Raw genomic sequence first — 21,389 nt, forward strand, 5'->3', positions numbered from 1 at the left:
GTATCTGACAGCTTTTACAGTCAAGTTAATTCAGCCAAATCATCCACAAAAAAAGCCAAGCAATATGCTCGGCTTTTTCATATCAACAATCTAAGCTCAACTAGAACTTATAAAGCAAACCAAGCGTCGTTGCCGCTTCAGTACGTGAGTCGACCATTGGGCTGTCGTATTGCTCAGTCGGCAGATAACTTAGGCTTTGACTGGCGAATCCTGCCCAACGCTCATTGAAATCGTAGTTGGCACTAATATTGATATAAGGATTTAAGCTCGAATTAGATTTATAAGCAGCAACGCCCGTTTCTGCTGATTCTTCTTCACTAACGCCATAATAGTATTCATTGTAGTCAGCATCATAATACTCAAAGCCAATGCTTGGATAGACCGTTAGCTTGTCTTTAGTAATTCTGGCAAGGTAGGTCAAGCGTGCCGTGTTACCACCACTACGATCTAGCACGTCAGCGCCTATTTGAGCACGGAAGCCGCCGACAGGTGTACGGCGCTGATAGCTAAGCCCTGCTTCTGCTGACGACTTACGTTCATCAAGACCTTGAAGCGCGCCATTGGCATCATCAGGATCAAACTCGCTGCCCGCGAGCTTGGCATAAGCAGAAAGCTGATTCACACCATCATTGATTAGATATGCACCCGCTTGAGCACCGCGCACATAAAACTTATTGTTGTCATAAAATGCACCCGGCAGCACCCGCACTTCGGTGCTGTCTTCTAGATCATAGGCTGACTTGACCGCCATGACGTTAACGCCAACGCTTAGCTCAGCATCTGGATCAGCCGGTAAGTTTTTATTAAAAAAGGCGGCATTTGACATGCTGGCAACACTAAATAGGGTAGTAGCTATTAAGGTGTTGAGCAAGGTGCGCGTAGAGATAGTGGGTAGCACTGAAGATTTAAACATAATCAAGTCTCGTAAGTAGGTAAAAATAGCCGGATAACAATAGAGGAATAAGGAAAGCCAAAATCAGATGTCTGTTTTTGTGAGCCGTTTAATGATCATAGATAAGTGTCAGCATTTACTCAACAGCTTTTAGCACTTGCACTATCTGCTGATGAATATCTTGCCACCACCAGACAAAGCCAATGCTTATGAGCAACATCACCAGCCATGGCAATAGTTGCCAAATGAAGGCGGGTTTGACCGCTGTTTTTTGCTCGATTGTTTCTTGATCGATAATGTGGATACGATTAGCGTTCATATTTATAGGTAAGTTTACACCAGTGTCGTCATCAAAATGAGCATTATTATCCAAATCAACGTTGCTTATCGCTGACTGATTGATATAGCTGGTTTGGTAATCATTTTGGGTGGTTTGAGTATTAGCTTGATAAGGGCTCTGGTTGATAGCGACTGTCTGCATGATGGCTGCCATACGCTGACGATGGACGATTCCGATTGCCAGTGCAATGATCAATCCAGTAACCGCACCACCAATATGACCAGCATTGTCAATGCCCGGAACAGCAAAGCCATACACCAAGTTGATGCCCATAATAAGTATCAGGCTCTTTAAATTGAGCACTAAGCCATTGACCGATATTTTAAACACAGCAGCTATTAATAATGCCGCACCGATACCCATGATACCGCCAGAGGCACCAGCCGATATTCCTGGCTGTCCGGTTCCTTCCAAAATACCTTGCCACGTCACATAGCTGTTAAGTAAATTGCCACCGATGGCTGCCAATAAAAACAACGCCAAAAACTTAGCAGAGCCAAACATCGGCTCGGCAACTTGTCCAAAGAAATACATAGCAAAGCCATTAAACAATAAATGCATGAGGCCAATATGCAAAAACGCACTGCTCACCAATCGCCATGGATCGTCGCCCATGGTAAAAGGCAAGGCATTAGCGCCCCATTTAAGCAATGCCTCAGTCGATGGATTATTGGCATCGACGCCTGTCAGCACCTGCATGATGAATAGTCCAATAAAGCTGACTAAGAGCAGGGTAGTCACGGGTGCTGTTTTTAAAAGCTGTTGAATGGTCATAAAAGCTAACTATCAATTCAAAAGGTGACGTAGAGTATAAAGGGTATGATCGGATCATGTCAGTCAATGGCATGTTATTAGCGATATCAAAAACTCATATGACGCTTTATAAGTAAATGCATCTTATAGGCTTTCAATATTAATGTCTTATGTCTTGTGCCTCATAAACATTTTAGTGTTGATGCGTCATGACGCAGTGTTACTTGGTGACGGGATAGTAATTATCCTATGGCAGATACTATGACGCCAGCAGCTGCTGTAAGTCCATGACTGAAAACGGATAATCCAGACGCTGCGTCTTTGTCAGTAGCACCGGAATGCTAGTGGCAAATTCCATCATTAGCGATTCATCAAAGTCGGCGATATCGACATACTGGTAGGTAAGTGGCTGTACTGCTTGAAACTGAGTCAGCAGCTGCGTCGCCACGTCACATAAGTGACAGCCGGTCGTTCCAAGTAACCACCATTGATCAATATTTTCAGTGTTCCCAAGATCAGTGCGTGCTGCAATAACACGGTTCCGTAATGTTTTTATACTATTATCATTATGCATGTTTCTACTCTTATTGTATGCCTTCAAAATGCTTGTTTAGCGTTTTTAAGCCGACACATCAATGTGGCTTAGCGGTTATGACATGATAAAGAAGTGGGGTAAATAATGACAGCGATTGTGAGATTAGGTAAGATGAGCTGCTGTTTATGATTATCAATTTTATCTTATTACCTCTTTAACCACTCGGATATCGCGCATGGCAAGTTTTGGCACATTCATTAAACGACTGTTATTGGCAATTATGTTATTGGTCGTCGCATTCCATATTTTAATAGTTGGGCTACTATTAATCTGGAAAACACAGCCGATTAATAACAGTATGTTTATGTTGACGCATCGCTTAACTGGCGGCACGGTCACTCAGACGTGGGCTGAATACGATGCTATCGCCAAGTCAGCCAAGCAAGCAGCGATCGTGAGTGAAGACTCGACGTTTAGTCAGCACAGTGGCTTTGATTTTAAAGGCATCAAAGCGGCGCAAAAGAAAAACGAAGAGACAGGCAAGATGTCGGCTGGCGGCTCGACCATCACTCAGCAGCTGGCCAAAAATCTATTTTTAACGTCGCATCGCTCTTATGTTCGTAAAGGCGAAGAGGCCATTATCACCGTGATGATTGAAACACTATGGGATAAGCAACGTATTATGACCGCTTATCTTAATGTTGCCGAGTTTGGCAATGGCATCTATGGTATTGACGCAGCAGCGCACCACTATTTTGACAAGTCTGCGGCCAATTTGAATCGAGACGAATCAGCACTGCTCATTGCGATGCTCACCAATCCAAAGTATTACGAAGATAATCAAGGTGACAGACGCTTACGTAACAAGCAGCGTATTATTAAAAAACGTATGAAGAATGCAGTATTGCCGCAAGCGTCTTAATCGACATGTGCTAGTGGTTTGCTGAATGATAAATACAATTATAAATAGCACGATAAACGAATGACATGATCAATAGTCACGTGGCTGCAATGATAGGACGTCACTATTATTAAATTCACTATTATGAATGCCACTATATACACTATAGATAAGTCAATATAAAAAGGATACAGCGAGGCTGGGATAATTTTTTGCAGCCTCTGTCGGCGTAGGCACAGCAAGCAAGAAAAATTTGTACCAGCCTCATACGATAATATCGTGTATCTACTTTATTCAGTATGGACTATATATAAGCATCAAAATATATAAGCGTCAAAATAAAGATTTTCAAATAAGTTAGAAATAAAAAAGATAGCTGATGACAGTAAAGACAAATTACTCATTGATGATAAATTGATAACGACAGGGGAATAGCGGTATGGCAGATATGAATAATCAGAACGACAGTGTCATGACTAACGACAATACCGATGTTAACGACCTGAATATGCACCAAATGACCCAGCTTAACGCAGCCGATAGCGAAACAGAATCTAGAACAGAACAGCTTAGCCAGCAGCTGACTGACATTGCATGGCAGCGCTCAGAAGATGGCAGCTATTCGCCCAGTAGTTATATCAATCGTGATTTGTCCTTATTGCAGTTTCATCTGCGGGTCTTAGCGCAATCCGCCAGTCCTCACCATCCGCTACTTGAGCGCTTATTTTTCTTAATTATTTTTTCATCTAACCTCGACGAGTTTTTTGAGATTCGTGTCGCGGGTATCATGCAAAAGCTCAATATAGGTGACGTATCGACCAGTGCTCATGGGATGCGTCCTAGTGAAGTGCTAAACGAGATATCCGTTATCACGCATGATGCCATCGCTGAGCAGTATCGTATTCTTAACGAAGACATCTTGCCTGCACTCGCCAAAGAAGACATTCGATATCTAAAACGCGATGAGCTGAATACTGAGCAATCGGCATGGATGAAGCGCTATTTTACAGAACAAGTCTCACCAGTGCTGACACCCATTAGCATTGATCCTGCGCATCCGTTTCCGAGGTTGGTAAATAAAAGCCTCAACTTTATTGCTACATTAGAGGGCAAAGATGCCTTTGGTCGCGATATCAATCTTGCGATTGTCCCAGCGCCACGTAGCCTGCCACGGGTCATTCGTCTGCCAGATGAGCTGACTGGTGGTAAAGAGCACCATGTCATGCTGTCCGCCATCATTCACGAGCACATCGGTGAGCTGTTCCCGGGTATGCAAGTGACAGGCTGCCATCAGTTCCGCCTCACGCGCAATGCTGATTTGGACTTAGCAGATGATGTCGAGGATATTGCCAAGGCATTAGAAGGCGAGCTTGAAAACCGCCGCTTTGGCGACAAAGTACGGCTTGAGGTGACGACTGACTGCCCAACACCGATTAGCGATTATCTTCTCAATGAGTTTGAGCTACATGACAATCAGCTGTACCGTGTCAATGGTCCTGTGAACTTAACGCGCTTGCTGTTTGACTTTAATATACCCAAGCTGCGCTACGAGCCTTTTACCCATATTGTGCCAAAACCCTTTCGCCGTGAGCTAGACAAGCTTGATAAAAGCACCAGTATATTTTCTGCCATGCGCAAAGGCGATGTCTTGGTACATCATCCCTTTCATGCGTTTTCACCGATTATCAATCTACTTTGGGAAGCGGCCAGTGACCCTAAAGTATTGGCGATTAAACAAACGCTGTACCGATCAGGCACCAATTCAGAAATCGTCAAGGCGCTGGCTGCTGCTGCCCGCAATGGCAAAGAAGTCACGGCTGTCATCGAACTACGTGCCCGTTTTGATGAAGCGTCCAATATCGCTGTCGCCAATTTTTTACAAGAGGCTGGGGCAGTGGTGGTTTACGGGATCGTCGGCTACAAGACCCATGCCAAGCTGATGCTCATCGTGCGCCGCGAAGACGACCGCATTCGCCGTTATGTGCATCTCGGCACCGGTAATTATCACGCAGCCAATGCCAAAGTCTATACCGACTATGGCTTGTTTAGCGCTGACCCTGATATCTCAGAAGATGTACATAAAATTTTCCAAGAACTGACAGGCATGGGTAAACCTGCCAATCTAAAAAAACTGTTGCATGCACCATTTACATTGCACGAAAAGTTAATGAGCTTTATCGATGATGAAATTACTCATGCCAAAGCAGGCAAGCGCGCACATATTATTATCAAAGTGAATGCTTTGACCGAACGTCGTCTGATTGACAAGTTGTATGATGCGTCGCAGGCAGGTGTCAAAATAGAATTGATTTTGCGCTCCATGTGCTGTCTGCGTCCACAAGTAAAAGGCCTATCTGAAAACATCACCGTACGCTCAGTCATCGGGCGCTTTTTGGAGCACACGCGCGTTTATTACTTTTATAATGATGGCGATGAGCGCTTGTATTGTGGCAGTGCTGACTGGATGGATCGCAATCTATTCCATCGTGTCGAAGTCGCTTTTCCGATTGAAGATAAAAAACTGTTCAAGCAGGTTTATCAAGATGGGCTGCTCAATTATCTACAAGATAACGTCCAAGCATGGCTACTTAATGGCGATGGGGCGTGGCAGCAAAGTCAACCAGCCGCCGATGAAGCACCACATATTGCCCAAGATCATTTGCTACGGGTGATCAATCATGTCGGTGAGCCAATATAGATAAAGGTTTCGCTTATCTTGTTTATTAATGCTGTAACTTGTGACTGTCTGTGTAATGTCGCCATACGTATGACTGTCCTGTGATGGCATTAGCCCTATAAAAGCCCTATGATTTATTGAACCAAGCGCTGGCTACGACCGACGCTTGGTTTTTTTATACTCGGATAAGTTACAAACTGTCTTGTAACCTCACATTTATTCACATATTGATACGGCAGTACACTGGTGCGCTGTTGGTTGGCTTAACTATAATTGATGACAGTTCTACCGCTATTGCAAAGATATTTTTAATAAAAAATCATACTGAGATGATTGTTTTTGTAGAATGTTATTCGATTTTACAAAGGTAAGTGTAAAAAGGATGGCTGGTTTACCAAACAATGATAATAATAGGAATTGCACCATGAGTAACACTAACAACGATACTTCAGACATTAAAAAAGCAGCTAATCAGGCAGATGATCAACAAATCGAAAAAAACTTAAATGAAGATAAAAAGGTAGATGCTCCTGAAGAGCTGAGCAAAGAAGAGCAAACTTCTTTTATTAACGATGAGCTACGGACAGATAAATAAGCAGCAGTTTGAAAGATATCAATAACAACGATATCAGTGACTATGTTCAATGAAGAATTAACACCATAAACGCGAGGGACACGCTATGACAGTCAATACAAAACCAAATAATAAAGAGAAAGTATTGGTCGATGATCCCGTAGCATCGGAACCGCAAAACACTAGAGAAAATACCAAAGACAGTTTTGAAGGTCGTAAACATGAAGCTGATATCGATGGACCACAGCAGGATTCACAGGAGACAGACGAGATATATTCTGACCCACGTGAAGAAGAGCACTTACCAGCAGGTGGCAAAAACGTGGCGGATCTCAATGCTCATGATTTGAGCAAAAGTAACAACACCTAGTATTTGCATGACTGCTTGGTATTTTCTATTAATTAAAACGCTGACATTATTCGTTGGCCTCCTAACACGATAAGGACATGACTATGCAACCGCAAGATCCTGCGCTAAGTAGAACCGCAATTGATGATACTAATGTTGAGGCAATGCATAAAGAACCCGTCAACGACCATGACGTCGTCGAAAGCCATACCAATCAAAACAAAGGGACTGATACTTTAAAAGAAGAGATTGTTGATTCAGAACATGTGAATGACGATGACAATCCTGCACGCCAGCCTGACCGCCGTGATCAACAAGGCAGCAGTCCGTTTGATGACAATGTTAACGAAGACACCGTGGGCAGTGAAGCGCCAAAAAGTGAAGGCATCACAGACATGAATAGATATGCCAATATTGACAATGCACAAACTCGCGTCTTAAACCCAGACGAAAAAGACTGAAAATCTGATTTTAGCTAGAGCGTGTTGAATGTTAGACCACGGCAATGACTGATCAAAGCTTGAGTTGGACAATATGAGTTAGAAAATAATTATTGTAATAATAACTATTATAACAAGGAGTGGTGATGAATAACTCAAATGATAGGGCTGACACCGATAACCTTAAGCTCAAAGATGCGGATGATAATAATGGTATCGTCCCTGATAATGCATTACAAAAGGCAAATCCAGCCGCTGCAGAACAAGCGACTGACGATCATGATCCGCATAATGTCGCGAAAAATCACAAACAGTACGACAGTCCGCTTATGGAAGATAAGAAATAGTCATAACTGACTATTATATTCTGTACAGACAAATAAAAAAGCTAACGCTAGGCATGGTTTAAGACGCTAGTGTTGGCTTTTTTATGCGATCGATATGGGTACTTTTATATAGCGCTTATTTAACAAAATCTGTCAGCTTAAACGCTAAGCAGGGGTGCCGCTGTGAAAGCGCAGCTCAGTATCAGGACTGGATATCAACTCTGCTTCTACTTCTTTGAAGAATGCGACACGCTCATCGATATCGTCATCAGATAGCGATTGTGCCAATGCCAAATAATCTTCGAAATGTCGGCTTTCTGACTTCAATAAGTAGCGATAGTATTTTGCCAAACGCTCATCGTCGATGACGTCAGAAAGCGCAGCAAAGCGCTCGCAAGAGCGTGCTTCGATAAACGCACCAATGATGAGCACGTCGACCATCGCTGCTGGCTCATGAGTACGCTTGTGCTTGAGCAACCCTTTGGCATAACGCCCCGCACTCAGATATCTCCACTCTTGCCCGCGCTCATGCATGATGCCGAGCACTTGCTCATAATGCAGCATCTCTTCACGTATCAGTTGTGCCAATTTGCGCTGCAAATCATACGAGAACTCATAGCGGAATAATAAATTCATCGCTGTACCAGCCGCTTTTTTTTCGCAGTTGGCATGATCTTGAATGATTAATGGCACATCCGCAGTAGCCGCATCTACCCACGCCTGGGTGGTTCGTGATCCCAAAAATTCATAAACAGCGGATAGGTCGACCTTAATAGGGGTGCGCAGTTGTGCGATATCGGCACTCTCTTTTTCTATACGGTCTTTTTCTACACTGTTTTCTTCTATATTGTCTTTGTCTATAACGTCTTCTACACGGTTGTGGGAAGCAACGTCGTCTTTGCTGTTGCTGGGTTTCATACTTTCTTTATTCATAGTCTTTGCCATAGTGGAATGTTAAACACTTCTTAATCAAATATTAAAAGTTAAATAGATAACCGTTGAGCATAAATAGAGGCTGTAATGATTACTTACAGTTTATACTGAACGTATAACGGCCTAGCTCTAAAGTATGGATTAATGCCCCTAGAGTAGATGGCTCATAGAGTATCATTATTATACAGCCTAAGTATTTACTTAGTGAATGGCGTTTCCTTGTTTATTTTATTATTTGATAGTAGGATGAGATTTTGCTTTTCAGGCATTTTGTCTTACTATTGATTATCATTTAGTAGCGGCTAATGCGCATTATATCAACTGCCAATCCTGTATCAAAACACAAGATTTATAGACTAAGACTTCTTAAAGACGGTCCAAAAATTATAGATGCTACATTAACCAGATGTTGCATCAAACAGGTTTTGCACTAACCAGATATCATATGAGCAGCTGCCCGATTATAGCTGACAGTACATACTGTTATGTTTGCTATTTATCCACTGTAAAGCAAACTAGGCATAAATGCTGCAAGGGCACACATTTTCCAACCATTAGAGTAGCAACCTAGCATTAACACACCTCACGAACAGATAAGGATAACAATATGAGCCAGTCTTCTAACGCCAACCGTGTTCAAAAAGGCATTCTTGCCATCGACCAGCAGATGTATGACTTTATTGAAAACGAAGTGCTGCCGAAAGTCGGTGTTGATTCAGAAAGTTATTGGTCAGGTTTTGAAAAAGTCATCAAAGAGTTTACTCCACGTAATAAAGCGCTGCTTGCGACTCGTGACAAGATTCAAGCGCAGATTGATCAGTGGCATCTAGATAATCCTGCAAAAGATGGCGAAATAGATTATCCAGCCTACAAGACTTTCTTAAAAGAGATTGGCTATCTGTTACCAGAAGGCGATGATTTTAAAGTTAGCACGCAAAACGTTGATGATGAGATTGCTCATATCGCAGGGCCACAGCTGGTCGTGCCAGTCCGAAATGCTCGCTACGCACTCAATGCGACGAACGCTCGTTGGGGCAGCTTATACGATGCTTTGTATGGTACTGATGTCATTAGTGATGATAATGGCCAAGAAGCGAAAGGCGGCTATAATCCGACTCGCGGTGCGGCAGTTGTCGCCTATGCCAAAGCATTTTTAGACGAGCATTTTGCCTTAGCGTCAGGCTCGTATAACGATGTGACCGGATTTAAAGTGGTCGATGGCAAACTTGAAATCGTCCAAGGCGATAGCAGCACTGAGCTAAAAGATACCGCCAAATTTGTTGGTTTCGTTGGTGAGGCTGAATCTCCTACTGGTATTTTATTAAAAAATAACGGCTTACATGCTGAGATTCAAATCGATGCTAATCATCCGGTCGGTAAAGATGACCCAGCAAACATCAAAGATGTGTTATTAGAATCAGCGATTACGGCGATTCAGGATTGTGAAGATTCAATCGCTGCTGTCGATGCAGAAGAAAAAGTAGAAGTATATCGCAACTGGCTGGGTCTAATGAATGGCGACTTGCAAGAAACCTTTGAAAAAGGAGGCAAGACCAGCACTCGTAAGCAAAACCCAGACCGCGAATATAACACCCCAGATGGTGGAAAGCTGATCTTACCTGGCCGTTCACTATTACTTATTCGCAATGTCGGTCACTTGATGCAAAACCCCGCAATCTTAGTAGATTTGGGTAATGGTCAAGAACAAATCTTTGAAGGTCTAATGGATGGCTTGATTACGCCACTATTGACGCTCAATGATTTGAAAGGTCAGAACGAGCTATCAAACTCACGTAAAGGCTCGATGTATATTGTGAAGCCAAAAATGCACGGCCCTGAAGAAGTCAAAATGGCCAATGACTTGTTTAACGCTTCAGAAGATTTATTAGGGCTTGAGCGCAACAGCCTTAAAATCGGCATCATGGATGAAGAGCGTCGCATGACGGTCAATCTAAAAGAAGCCATTCGCCAAGCAAAAGAGCGCGTTATCTTTATCAACACCGGCTTCTTAGATCGCACGGGCGATGAGATGCATACCAGTATGAACGCAGGCCCATTTGTCCCTAAGGGTGACATGAAATCACAAGCATGGCAGCCAGCCTACGAGCAGTGGAACGTTGATATCGGTCTGGAGACTGGCCTACAGGGTGTCGCTCAGATTGGTAAAGGCATGTGGGCGAAGCCTGATGAGATGAAAGAGATGATGGATACCAAGGCCGCTCATCCTAAGTCTGGTGCGAGTACGGCGTGGGTACCATCGCCAACGGGTGCAACCTTGCACAGCATGCACTATCATCAAGTCAACGTCGCTGATGTACAGGACAGCCTAAAATCACGTGAGCGTGCCAGTTTAGACGATATCTTGACCATTCCATTGGCGAAAGACACCAACTGGACAGACGAAGAGAAACAGCAAGAGCTTGAAAACAATGCTCAGGGCATCCTAGGTTACGTCGTACGCTGGGTAAACCAAGGCGTTGGCTGTTCTAAAGTCCCTGACATCAATGACGTTGGTCTCATGGAAGATCGTGCGACCTTGCGGATATCGAGCCAACACATTGCCAACTGGTTGCATCATAACGTCGTGAGCGAGCAACAAGTGATGGATACGATGAAGCGTATGGCAAAAGTCGTCGATGAGCAAAATGTAGGCGATAGTGACTATCAGCTAATGGCAGATAACTTTGAACACTCTTATGCGTTCAAAGCGGCTTGTGATTTGGTGTTTAAAGGTCGCGAGCAGCCAAGTGGCTATACTGAGCCACTATTGCATCAAGCGCGTCTTGACCTCAAAGCAAATGCCTAAAACGATAGGTTAAGTATCATGTTTGCTTATGTAATCTAAGTGCTATTTAAGCCTCTAGGCGTGATCAGGCCTTGATGTATCTTACCCGTTTGTGACTGTCATATGTGTCAGAAATATGACAAACAATTCTTTATGAGCGCTATTTATTTGTCAATAAGTAGCGCTTTTTTTGGGTCAATGTATCGTATTTATTACCGCCATTTAATATTATCAGTAATGATATTAATTAATGGGTATCGTATCTATTTGAGTCGATAGGGGTTTTTTCATAACGGTTCAAATATGACAAAGCATTTGTTATTCGATAGTAGATGTATCGAAAAAGCAAAAAAAAATGTTGCAAATTATGTCAAAGTTGTTATGCTTGTATTCGAAGTATGAGTTTGGTAACGGATGTTACGCAACGGAGTGATAAAGACCAAAGATTACATGGCAGTTACGTTCTAATCCCAGTCATGTGAGTCATGGTTTTTTTTGTCTTATTGTAGTAGAAATTCGCCACACTTGTTTTAGACCAATCTCGGTAGCCAGTTACACATTATATCTTTGAGGATTTGTGACGATACCATTATGGGCGCCGGCTAATCATAGCTTGCTCATTACTACAATTGTAAAGTGGAGATACCCCATGAAAAAACTACTTTTAGCTACAGCCATCGCAGCCCTATCTGTATCTGCAGCCAACGCAGCACCTACTGTTTATGGTAAAGCTTTCGTTACTGCTGACTATGTAAATGCTGAGCGTGATGGTAACGATGATCAATTCGACGTAGACAGTGATTCAGTACAAATCAACTCAAACATTTCACGCCTTGGTTTTAAAGGTTCTGAAGCAATGACTGCTAACACTGATGTTATCTATCAGTTAGAGTATGGCATTGCCATCGATGGTACTGATGACAATATTGGTCTTAAAAGCCGTGATACCTATCTTGGTCTAAATAACAAGCAATATGGTCAATTCCGCTTTGGTCGTAACTACTCAGTAACTGACTACATCAACAACGTTACTGTTACTGAAGGTTTTTGGGATAATTTAGGTGTTAGTAATCTTGATATGGAAGGCGATGTTCTTGATGCTGTAACTATGGCTGATGGCGGCCGTGTTAATGACTCTATCGTATGGATTGCCCCTAAATACAACGGCTTGCCTTTAGAGCTTGCTCTACAATACGGTGCAGACGAGCGCTTTGTAACTGACAGTGACGACCGTGACAGTGGTTATGGTGCTTCATTGATGTTTGACCAAGGTACAGGCTTCACTGCTGGTGTTGCTTACGAAAAAGACATGAGCCAAGCTGGTGATCTTTTACGTGGCAGTGCTACCGTTGATCTAGGTAAATACATGGCTTATCCAGTTATGTTAGGTGCAATGTATCAAGTAGCTGATTTCGATGGCGGCGATGAAGATGAAAAAGGTCTAATTGTAAGCGCTGAAATGGGTCTAGCTAACTTTGCTCGTCCAGCATCTGTATATGTACAGTACAATGGTACTGAAAACTTGGCTGGTTTTGATAACCGTGATTCAGATCAAGTTGTTGTAGGTGGCAAATATAACTTTAAAGACAACATGATTGCTCATGCTTATGTTGGTAACAACTCTGCTGAAGACAAGAATAGTAATACTGATCTTGACGTATTCGCACTTGGTGGCGGTCTAGAATACTTATTCTAGTATCACACTCAAGTAGATAGTACAAAAAGACTCATCCTTCGGGATGAGTTTTTTTTATGCGAAAAAAGAAAGTAGCCCTTCATTGTAATCAGTCTTAAAATAGATAGTTACAGGCATGTAAATTTTGTTCTTTCATCTTACTGTAATATTTGCTTGATAAAGTAGTGTCTAAGCCGTTCTGGTGGCTCGTTATATATCATGGTCTTGGGAGTTTGTAGCAATACCATTGTACATGCCAGTCAATCTTAGCCAATTTATCACTCAAATCGTCAAGTGGAGATACCCTTTGAAAAAATTACTTTTAGCCTCAGCAATTGCAACGCTATCAGTTTCTGCCGTTCAAGCCGCGCCAACGGTTTATGGCAAAGCATTCGTCACTGCTAACTATGTCAACGCTGAGCTTGATCGTCAGTCTATGGATCTGCCTAACGACACTATCAATATCAATGAAGACAGCAGCTCAGTACAAGTCAGCTCGCATTCTTCACGTCTAGGGTTCAAAGGGTCCGAAGCAATCACTGCTAATACCGATGTGATTTATCAATTAGAGTATGGCATCAAGATCGATGACAGCGGTAGCAGCAACATTGGTTTTAAAAGCCGTGATACCTATCTAGGTTTTAAAAATAAAGACTACGGTCAATTTCGCTTTGGTCGCAACTACTCAGTTTCAGATTACGTCAACAACGTAACCGTTAATGAAGGTTATTGGGATAATATCGGCTCAAGCTCTCTTGGTGGTGATGGTACACTGAGTGAAGCGCTTACCTTGACTGATGGTGAGCGTATTAATAATTCAATCGTATGGATTGCACCCAAATACAATGGTTTACCATTAGAGCTTGCCCTACAATACGGTGCTGATGAGTCTTTTGTCTCTGATAGCGATGATCGTGACAGTGGCTTTGGTGCTTCATTGATGTTTGATCCAGGTACTGGCTTTACTGCAGGTGTTGGTTATGACAAAGACATGAGCGTCACAGGTGAGATTCTACGTGGTAGTGCCAGTGTCGATTTGGGCAAATACATGGCTTATCCAGTGAAGCTAGGCGCGCTATACCAGCAAGTTGATTTTGATAATTCAGATGATGAAGAGAAAGGATTGGTCGTTAGTGCCGAGATGGGTCTAACTAACTTTGCTCGCCCAGCGTCTGTTTATCTTCAGTATGATAAGACTGAGAACTTGGCTGGCCTTGGTGGCAACGACTCAGACCAAATTGTATTGGGCGGTAAATATAAGTTCAAAGACAATATGATTGCTCATGCTTATATCGGTCAAAACTCTGCAGATTTAGAGAACGGTCTGCTCGTTGTTAGAAACAATGCTGATGATACCATTGACTCAGTTAAAGCTCGTGGTGATGCGGATGTATTTGCTATCGGTGGCGGTTTAGAATATAAATTCTAGCTCAATATAGTCAGTGCAATACAAAAAAGAGACAGTGTGACTGATATAAATTTTTGTAGCTTTTGTCTACGCTTGCACAGCAAGCAAGAAAAATTTGTACCAGTCACGCATTATAATGTCGTGTATCTATTTTATTTAGTATCGACTATATGCTGCATAAATACTCTGCTAAAAAACTCATCCTTCGGGGTGAGTTTTTTTATTATGCGGTTTTAATCAATAAACATTGAGCAAAAACTAAGAGTTTCGGATAGTTTGCGCTTTTGCCCTATATTTTTTGGCGTATCTTTAGTAAAATCCTTCTTTACCAATTACCGAAAGAGTACTATGACCAAGTTTATATTTGTGACCGGTGGGGTAGTGTCCTCACTAGGAAAAGGTATCACTGCTGCTTCTCTTGCCGCGATACTCGAAGCGCGCGGTGTGAACGTGACAATGACCAAGATGGATCCGTATATTAACGTCGATCCAGGTACCATGAGTCCGTTCCAGCATGGCGAAGTGTTCGTCACTGAAGATGGGGCGGAGACGGATTTAGATTTGGGTTATTATGAGCGTTTTTTACGCCACTCTAAGATGAGTAAGAGTAATAACTTTACCAGTGGTCGCATCTATCAGAACGTACTGAATAAAGAGCGCCGTGGTGAATACCTGGGCGGTACTGTGCAGGTTATCCCGCATATCACTGATGAGATTAAGAGCAAAATCCTTGCCAGTGGCGAGGGTTATGATATCGCTATTATTGAGATTGGTGGTACGGTCGGTGATATCGAGTCGCTGCCCTTTATGGAAGCGGTACGCCAGATGCAAGTAGAGCTAGGTCGCAATCGCGCCATGCTGATGCATTTGACCTTGGTACCTTATATCGCTAGTGCCGGTGAAACCAAAACCAAGCCTACCCAGCATTCGGTTAAAGAGCTTCGTTCTATTGGTTTACAGCCTGATGTCTTAATTTGCCGCTCTGATCATCATATCTCACAAGACAATCGCCGTAAGATTGCATTGTTTACCAATGTCGAAGAACGCGCGGTCATCATGTGTGAAGATGCGCAAAGTATTTATCAAATACCGCGCACCCTTTATGAGCAAGATCTTGATGATTTGATTTGTGAGCGCTTTGGTTTGGATGTGCCTGAAGCAGATTTGAGCGATTGGGACAAAGTCGTTGAAGCCCAGCTCAATCCTGAATCAACGGTCACCGTAGCGATGGTCGGCAAATACGTCGAGCTGCCTGATGCGTACAAATCAATTAACGAAGCATTATTACATGCTGGTATCACTCATAAAGTAGATGTGAAAATTGATTATATCGATGCCGAACGTTTGGAAGGCGACGATGTTTTATTTGCACAGCTTAATGATGCCGATGCTATCTTAGTGCCCGGTGGCTTTGGTGAGCGCGGTACCATGGGTAAAATGAAAGCCATTACTTATGCTCGCGAAAACAACGTGCCATATTTGGGTATTTGCCTTGGTATGCAGTTGGCCGTTATCGAATACGCACGTAATGTGATGAATATCGATGCCAACTCTTCTGAGTTCGATCGCAAGACTGCTGAGCCAATTATTGGTCTGATCACTGAATGGTTAGATGAGCGCGGCGAGCTACAGATTCGCAGTGACGACTCGGACCTTGGTGGCACCATGCGTTTAGGCGCACAGCAAGCCGAGCTGGTCGCTGGTAGCAAGCTGAGCCAAATCTATGGCGCTAGCAATATCACTGAGCGTCATCGCCATCGTTATGAGATGAACAATCGTTATATCGAGCCATTAGAGCAAGCAGGCATGACGATATCGGGTTATTCTGCCAAGCAGCATTTGGTTGAGTCGGTTGAGATTAGCGAGCATCCATGGTTTGTTGCCGTACAGTTCCATCCTGAATTTACCAGCTCGCCACGTGGTGGTCATCCACTATTTAACAGCTTTGTGAAAGCCGCAAAAAATCATAGCGAAACAAAGTAATCGTTAAAATGTGAAGTGTTGTGAAATATAGTGTGAAAGCGTTATTTTCACCAAAAAAGACTGATCTACGGATTGGTCTTTTTTTTGCTTAATTTGACGGGTGATAATGGTTTTTTAGATATTTTCCTGAGCGATAATATCTAATTACGCTTGGACACTTTTTTTAATTGGGCTATCGGTTACAATATGGGATAGACGTGTTGATAACAATAATGAGGACAAGGGTTTCATGGAAAATCTATTAACAGCGCAATCACATATTCAGCTTAAGGCTCCGAGTAATAACACCATTAATATTGGTAACGATCAGCCCTTTGTGCTGTTCGGTGGTATGAATGTCTTAGAGTCCAAAGAATTAGCGTTCGAAATTGCTGAGCAGTATGTCGAGATTTGTCAGCGTTTGGGCATCGGCTATGTGTTCAAGGCCAGTTTTGACAAGGCCAATCGCTCAAGCCTGCATTCGTATCGAGGTCCAGGTCTAGAGAAGGGTATCGATTGGCTGGGACAAATTAAAGAAAAGTTCCAAGTGCCGATTATTACTGATGTGCATGAGCCATATCAAGCAGCGCCCGTCGCTGAAGTTGCCGATATTATCCAATTGCCCGCTTTTTTATCGCGTCAGACTGACTTGGTGCATGCGATGGCGAAGACAGATGCGATTATTAATATCAAAAAAGCGCAGTTTTTAGCACCGCATGAGATGCGCCATATCGTCAATAAATGCCTCGAAGGTGGTAATGACAAGCTGATACTCTGTGAGCGCGGTAGTGCTTTTGGTTATAATAATTTGGTCGTCGATATGCTGGGCTTTGACACCATGAAGCAGATGGACATACCGGTATTTTTTGATGTCACTCATAGTTTGCAGCAGCCGGGTGGTCGTAGTGATAGCGCTGGTGGACGCCGTGAGCAAATCACGACACTTGCACGTGCCGGTATGGCAACTGGATTGGCAGGGTTGTTTTTAGAAGCGCATCCAAACCCAGAAACCGCAAAATGTGATGGTCCGTGCGCCTTGAGACTGAGTCAGTTAGAGCCATTTTTACGTCAGCTTAAGCAAGTTGATGATCTCGTTAAAGGCTTTGAGATATTAGATACTCATTAATAGTATAGATTATAAGAGAGTAAGATAATGGCCATACAAGTTGCACAAGTCAGCATCGAAAATATCGATGACGCTGAAGGTCTTGATAGCTTGATGACTGCGCTAAAAAATATTACAGGAGTCACTGCGATTGAGCTTGATCCTGATAATGACGTTGCAACCGTGCGCTATGATGATACCGATACCAGTATTCACGCCTTAACTGCCGCGATTAGCATGGTCGATTATGTTACCCAACCGTTTCCTATCGATTCACCGCAAAATCCACATCATGATGACTAAGGCTTATGAACGATTGCTATTATAAATTGACTGATTAGCATCATTTACGTTTTTATTAATAAATTATCTGCTCATTAATAAAGTAACAACCAAACAGTCTTGTTACTGAGGGTGATAGCGCTTATGCTTGTTTAGTGTAGCTTTGATAAACTTTAAAAGGTAAATATTAAAGAACAGCTATCAAGGCTATTTTTCACTAATAAAAATAAGGAGCCTACCATGGCAAACCAGACACGTATTATTAAAATCGAAGGCATGACTTGTGGTGGTTGTGTGGCTAGTGTCCATAACGCTACCGCCGATATTGATGGGCTAGATGATATCAGTATCGAGCTTGCAGACAATCAAGCAACGGTCACTTTTGATGATAGCAAAACCAGTGCAGAAGTCATTGCATCAGCTATCGATGACGCTGGCTTTGATGCCACCGTTGCTAACGCTTAATCTTATCCATTTGTATAAAAAACCGGCTATCATGGCTGGTTTTTTAATGGTTAAAAATTATTGATAGTAGCGTCAAAATATAGAGTTATCCTTTTCAATACAGCTGAAGAAGTCAAAGAAATTGAAGAATTTGAATGACTACCAATCATGACCATTTAGGATCATTATTTAGCATTATTGCCATTACTGATGATAATAGCATGCTAATTATTCGATTCGATTACAGTGATATTCAATAGCAGAATGTTTTACTTGTTTGACTTAGATGTCCCCTCCACTGGGTTGTTGTTTTAGCTCAGACGACCTTATAACGCCATAACGCATAAACGCCATACCGAGTTTTATTTATGAATGATTCTACCCAAACTGACAATCATAACGCCTACGATGTAGAAACTGACATTCAATCCAATACGCCGCTCGCGCCGCAGCGTGCGCACTTGCAGTTGGCTATTGATGGTATGACGTGTCAGGCCTGTGCCTCGCGAATTGAAAAGGTGCTCAATAAAAAGCCGTCGGTATACGAGGTGAGTGTGAATTTCGCTGGCGAGACCGCGAATGTCGATTATGATCCGACCCAGACGACGCCTGAGCAAGTCACAGAATGGGTAAATAAAACTGGTTTCGTTGCCAACTTGCAGGCAGCTGATAGTTTGTTTGCCCAAACGGATAAAGACGCGGCGACTCAGTACCCATGGCGATTGATTGGTTTGTGGCTATGTTTGCTGCCGTTTTTAGTTGGTATGGCAGGTATGCTGACAGGTTTTGGTATGGCGTGGATGCCACCGGTTTGGATTCAGTTTGTCCTAGCGACGATTGTACAATTTGGCTTGGCATTACCGTTCTACAAGAGCGCTTGGGCATCCATCAAAGGTGGTCTTGCTAATATGGATGTGCTGGTCGTCATTGGTACGGTAACTATATGGGCGTATTCAACATATCTGTGGCTGACGCATGGCGATGGTACGTTAAATAGCCTGCTACAAAGTGGTCACGCTGGTGGTCATGGGACTGGCAATAGCCCTGCTGTGTATTTTGAAGCTGGGGTGATGGTTATTGCTTTTGTGCGAACGGGTAAATATTTAGAAGAACGTACCAAAAAACACAGCCTTAACAGTATTGATTTATTATTGTCTTTAACGCCTGATGAAGTTGAACAGCAGCAGCCAAATGGTGATTTTCATAATGTGGCTCTTAAAGACGTGCAAGTGGGTGATATTTTGCGTGCCAAACAAGGTAGCCGTGTGGCAACGGATGGGGTAGTCATCGAAGGTAGTGGCTGGTGTGTGGAGAGTCATTTAACGGGTGAGTCAGTACCTCTCAAAAAAGAAGAGGGTAATAGTCTGTTAGCAGGCGCTTTAGTCGAAAACGGCAGCTTACTATATCGCGTCAATGCTAAAGGCAGTGATACAAAGCTGGGTGATATGGTACAAGCCCTCAGCGATGCGCAAGGCTCAAAAGCCGACTTGGCGCGTCTAGCTGATCGAGTCACGGCTATTTTTGTACCAGTGGTAGTAACGATTGCTCTAGTCACCTTTGGGGTCACATGGTGGCTAACAGGTATGGTTGATACCGCCTTGATGCATGCCGTATCGGTATTGGTTATTGCTTGCCCTTGTGCACTTGGCTTAGCCACGCCAGCGGCTATCATGGCTGGTATGGGGGTCGCTGCGCGTCATGGTGTATGGTTCAAAGATGCCCAAAGCCTAGAAGCTGCAGGTAATATTGATACGGTCGTGCTCGATAAAACGGGTACATTGACTATTGGTAAACCGACTATCGTCGATAAGGTGATGGTTGATAAGTCGCTTGCTGTGGATGATGTATTACAAATTGCCGCCAGCGTCGAGGCGCATGCCAGCCATCCGTTAGCCACCGCGTTAATAAATACTGCCAGAGACCGTAATCTGCCACTAATGAATGTTACGGATATTAGTGTCGTTAAAGGCGCTGGCATACAAGCGAACATTGAAGGTTTAGGGGTGGTAAAAGTTGGCACTGCAGAGTTTGCTAATTTAACGCTACCAAAGCTGATGCCAAAGGTATGGCAAATCGCCAGTACCGTTGCCATTAGTATTAATGATGAAGCCTTAGGTGCTTTTGCTTTAGCTGATGATTTAAAAGCCGATACCCCTCAGGCCATTACTGCGCTGCAAGATGCTGGTATCAATGTCATTTTGATGAGTGGTGATAAGCAATCCGTCGTCGATCATGTCGCAGGGCAGCTGGGTATCAAGCAAGCTTATGGCAAGATGAGTCCGCGCGATAAAGCGAGCCAAATCGCCTTGTTGCAAACAGCTGGTCACAAAGTCGCAATGGCAGGTGATGGCGTCAATGATGCGCCAGCGATGGCAACCGCTGATGCCAGTTTTGCGATGTTTGAAGGCACAGATGTTGCCCAGCATAGTGCTTCTGCCCGTTTGATGGGCGAGTCGCTGATGCATATCGATGCCGCGCAAAAAATTGCGCAAGCCACGCTACGCAATATTAAGCAGAATCTGTTTTTTGCCTTTATTTATAATTGCCTTGGCATTCCGCTTGCCGCTTTTGGTTTTTTAAATCCTATGATTGCCGCCGCTGCGATGGCGCTTAGCTCTATTTCTGTATTAATGAATGCGCTACGTCTAACCCGATTCAAAACGGAGGTGGAACTTGATAACACGGTATCTGCCTCTCAGACTAAAGCGGAACGTCCAACAAAAGCATAAGAGTCATTTTATTTTTGATATCAGCTACTGAGACAAATTGATAATTAATATTTGGCTATCTATGTGTGGTTTTATGACCGCCAGTCGATGTAAGATAAGGGAAGTTTGATAAAATTTATGCTATGATGCCAACCACTATAGCTGACGGTTAAAGTACTAAACAAACCCTGAAGCCTGCTCAAAACTAGCCGATTATATCAGTAGAAAAATCTGGTCTAGGTATAGGGCTATATGATATTTTGCTTTATCTTTTTTGTATTCTAGTTGCCGTTATTTATC

18 protein-coding genes are annotated in these 21,389 nt (G+C 43.1%); 14 read left to right on the forward strand and 4 right to left on the reverse strand.

Annotated elements, in window-relative coordinates; genetic code table 11:
- Positions 1–100: 100 nt before the first annotated feature.
- The 3 genes from AAEY72_RS09715 to AAEY72_RS09725 all read right to left on the reverse strand — a co-directional run bounded on the left by AAEY72_RS09715 (position 101) and on the right by AAEY72_RS09725 (position 2,559).
- Positions 101–913, reverse strand: coding sequence for a MipA/OmpV family protein (locus AAEY72_RS09715; RefSeq protein ID WP_352310362.1), 813 nt, complete (start codon positions 911–913; stop codon positions 101–103).
- 115 nt (positions 914–1,028) lie between these two features.
- Positions 1,029–2,006, reverse strand: coding sequence for a rhomboid family intramembrane serine protease (locus AAEY72_RS09720; RefSeq protein WP_352310363.1), 978 nt, complete (start codon positions 2,004–2,006; stop codon positions 1,029–1,031).
- A gap of 238 nt (positions 2,007–2,244) precedes the next feature.
- Entirely contained in the window at positions 2,245–2,559 is a 315-nt protein-coding gene (locus tag AAEY72_RS09725) for a glutaredoxin family protein (protein ID WP_352310364.1), read from the reverse strand.
- Between the two features lie 196 nt (positions 2,560–2,755).
- On the opposite strand from AAEY72_RS09725, the gene mtgA reads away from it, so the two are divergent.
- The 6 genes from mtgA to AAEY72_RS09755 all read left to right on the forward strand — a co-directional run bounded on the left by mtgA (position 2,756) and on the right by AAEY72_RS09755 (position 7,808).
- Positions 2,756–3,442 carry a monofunctional biosynthetic peptidoglycan transglycosylase gene (mtgA, locus tag AAEY72_RS09730; RefSeq protein WP_010196335.1) on the forward strand — a complete coding sequence of 229 codons (687 nt, stop codon included), beginning with the start codon at positions 2,756–2,758 and terminating at the stop codon, positions 3,440–3,442.
- A gap of 487 nt (positions 3,443–3,929) precedes the next feature.
- Entirely contained in the window at positions 3,930–6,119 is a 2,190-nt protein-coding gene (ppk1, locus tag AAEY72_RS09735) for a polyphosphate kinase 1 (RefSeq protein WP_352310401.1), read from the forward strand.
- Between the two features lie 403 nt (positions 6,120–6,522).
- On the forward strand, positions 6,523–6,693 hold the full coding sequence (locus AAEY72_RS09740) for a hypothetical protein (RefSeq protein WP_352310365.1): 171 nt from the start codon (positions 6,523–6,525) through the stop codon (positions 6,691–6,693).
- An 85-nt stretch (positions 6,694–6,778) separates the two neighbouring features.
- Positions 6,779–7,042: a hypothetical protein gene (locus AAEY72_RS09745; protein ID WP_352310366.1), complete on the forward strand. Its 264-nt coding sequence runs from the start codon at positions 6,779–6,781 to the stop codon at positions 7,040–7,042.
- 83 nt (positions 7,043–7,125) lie between these two features.
- Positions 7,126–7,482, forward strand: a complete 357-nt coding sequence (locus tag AAEY72_RS09750; RefSeq protein ID WP_352310367.1) for a hypothetical protein — start codon at positions 7,126–7,128, stop codon at positions 7,480–7,482.
- A 125-nt stretch (positions 7,483–7,607) separates the two neighbouring features.
- A complete protein-coding gene (locus AAEY72_RS09755; protein ID WP_352310368.1) occupies positions 7,608–7,808 on the forward strand; it encodes a hypothetical protein in 201 nt (66 codons plus the stop codon).
- A 144-nt stretch (positions 7,809–7,952) separates the two neighbouring features.
- On the opposite strand, the gene AAEY72_RS09760 is transcribed toward AAEY72_RS09755, so the two are convergent.
- The gene (locus AAEY72_RS09760; RefSeq protein ID WP_352310369.1) at positions 7,953–8,720 is read right to left on the reverse strand and encodes a MiaE family protein; all 768 of its coding nucleotides are present in this window, start codon (positions 8,718–8,720) and stop codon (positions 7,953–7,955) included.
- A 607-nt stretch (positions 8,721–9,327) separates the two neighbouring features.
- Between AAEY72_RS09760 and AAEY72_RS09765 the strand changes: the two genes are divergently transcribed.
- The 8 genes from AAEY72_RS09765 to AAEY72_RS09800 all read left to right on the forward strand — a co-directional run bounded on the left by AAEY72_RS09765 (position 9,328) and on the right by AAEY72_RS09800 (position 21,110).
- Entirely contained in the window at positions 9,328–11,526 is a 2,199-nt protein-coding gene (locus AAEY72_RS09765; protein ID WP_352310370.1) for a malate synthase G, read from the forward strand.
- 628 nt (positions 11,527–12,154) lie between these two features.
- The gene (locus AAEY72_RS09770; RefSeq protein WP_194619139.1) at positions 12,155–13,201 is read left to right on the forward strand and encodes a porin; all 1,047 of its coding nucleotides are present in this window, start codon (positions 12,155–12,157) and stop codon (positions 13,199–13,201) included.
- 286 nt (positions 13,202–13,487) lie between these two features.
- Entirely contained in the window at positions 13,488–14,609 is a 1,122-nt protein-coding gene (locus tag AAEY72_RS09775) for a porin (protein WP_210540236.1), read from the forward strand.
- Between the two features lie 327 nt (positions 14,610–14,936).
- On the forward strand, positions 14,937–16,571 hold the full coding sequence (gene pyrG, locus AAEY72_RS09780; protein WP_352310371.1) for a CTP synthase: 1,635 nt from the start codon (positions 14,937–14,939) through the stop codon (positions 16,569–16,571).
- 229 nt (positions 16,572–16,800) lie between these two features.
- Positions 16,801–17,676, forward strand: a complete 876-nt coding sequence (gene kdsA / locus AAEY72_RS09785) for a 3-deoxy-8-phosphooctulonate synthase (RefSeq protein ID WP_352310372.1) — start codon at positions 16,801–16,803, stop codon at positions 17,674–17,676.
- Between the two features lie 27 nt (positions 17,677–17,703).
- Complete coding sequence (locus AAEY72_RS09790) at positions 17,704–17,958, forward strand: heavy-metal-associated domain-containing protein (RefSeq protein ID WP_189580128.1); 255 nt, start codon at positions 17,704–17,706, stop codon at positions 17,956–17,958.
- A gap of 219 nt (positions 17,959–18,177) precedes the next feature.
- Positions 18,178–18,402 carry a heavy-metal-associated domain-containing protein gene (locus tag AAEY72_RS09795; RefSeq protein WP_352310373.1) on the forward strand — a complete coding sequence of 75 codons (225 nt, stop codon included), beginning with the start codon at positions 18,178–18,180 and terminating at the stop codon, positions 18,400–18,402.
- A 347-nt stretch (positions 18,403–18,749) separates the two neighbouring features.
- On the forward strand, positions 18,750–21,110 hold the full coding sequence (locus AAEY72_RS09800; protein ID WP_352310374.1) for a heavy metal translocating P-type ATPase: 2,361 nt from the start codon (positions 18,750–18,752) through the stop codon (positions 21,108–21,110).
- Positions 21,111–21,389: the final 279 nt, after the last annotated feature.

The organism is Psychrobacter sp. W2-37-MNA-CIBAN-0211 (genome assembly GCF_040309405.1).
GTDB classification, from domain to species: Bacteria; Pseudomonadota; Gammaproteobacteria; order Pseudomonadales; family Moraxellaceae; genus Psychrobacter; species Psychrobacter glaciei.

Coding starts and splice junctions, on each gene's coding strand:
- AAEY72_RS09715 (WP_352310362.1), bottom strand. CDS start 913: ATGTTTAAATCTTCAGTGCTACCCACTATCTCTACGCGCACCTTGCTC.
- AAEY72_RS09720 (WP_352310363.1), bottom strand. CDS start 2,006: ATGACCATTCAACAGCTTTTAAAAACAGCACCCGTGACTACCCTGCTC.
- AAEY72_RS09725 (WP_352310364.1), bottom strand. CDS start 2,559: ATGCATAATGATAATAGTATAAAAACATTACGGAACCGTGTTATTGCA.
- mtgA (WP_010196335.1), top strand. CDS start 2,756: ATGGCAAGTTTTGGCACATTCATTAAACGACTGTTATTGGCAATTATG.
- ppk1 (WP_352310401.1), top strand. CDS start 3,930: ATGCACCAAATGACCCAGCTTAACGCAGCCGATAGCGAAACAGAATCT.
- AAEY72_RS09740 (WP_352310365.1), top strand. CDS start 6,523: ATGAGTAACACTAACAACGATACTTCAGACATTAAAAAAGCAGCTAAT.
- AAEY72_RS09745 (WP_352310366.1), top strand. CDS start 6,779: ATGACAGTCAATACAAAACCAAATAATAAAGAGAAAGTATTGGTCGAT.
- AAEY72_RS09750 (WP_352310367.1), top strand. CDS start 7,126: ATGCAACCGCAAGATCCTGCGCTAAGTAGAACCGCAATTGATGATACT.
- AAEY72_RS09755 (WP_352310368.1), top strand. CDS start 7,608: ATGAATAACTCAAATGATAGGGCTGACACCGATAACCTTAAGCTCAAA.
- AAEY72_RS09760 (WP_352310369.1), bottom strand. CDS start 8,720: ATGAATAAAGAAAGTATGAAACCCAGCAACAGCAAAGACGACGTTGCT.
- AAEY72_RS09765 (WP_352310370.1), top strand. CDS start 9,328: ATGAGCCAGTCTTCTAACGCCAACCGTGTTCAAAAAGGCATTCTTGCC.
- AAEY72_RS09770 (WP_194619139.1), top strand. CDS start 12,155: ATGAAAAAACTACTTTTAGCTACAGCCATCGCAGCCCTATCTGTATCT.
- pyrG (WP_352310371.1), top strand. CDS start 14,937: ATGACCAAGTTTATATTTGTGACCGGTGGGGTAGTGTCCTCACTAGGA.
- kdsA (WP_352310372.1), top strand. CDS start 16,801: ATGGAAAATCTATTAACAGCGCAATCACATATTCAGCTTAAGGCTCCG.
- AAEY72_RS09790 (WP_189580128.1), top strand. CDS start 17,704: ATGGCCATACAAGTTGCACAAGTCAGCATCGAAAATATCGATGACGCT.
- AAEY72_RS09795 (WP_352310373.1), top strand. CDS start 18,178: ATGGCAAACCAGACACGTATTATTAAAATCGAAGGCATGACTTGTGGT.
- AAEY72_RS09800 (WP_352310374.1), top strand. CDS start 18,750: ATGAATGATTCTACCCAAACTGACAATCATAACGCCTACGATGTAGAA.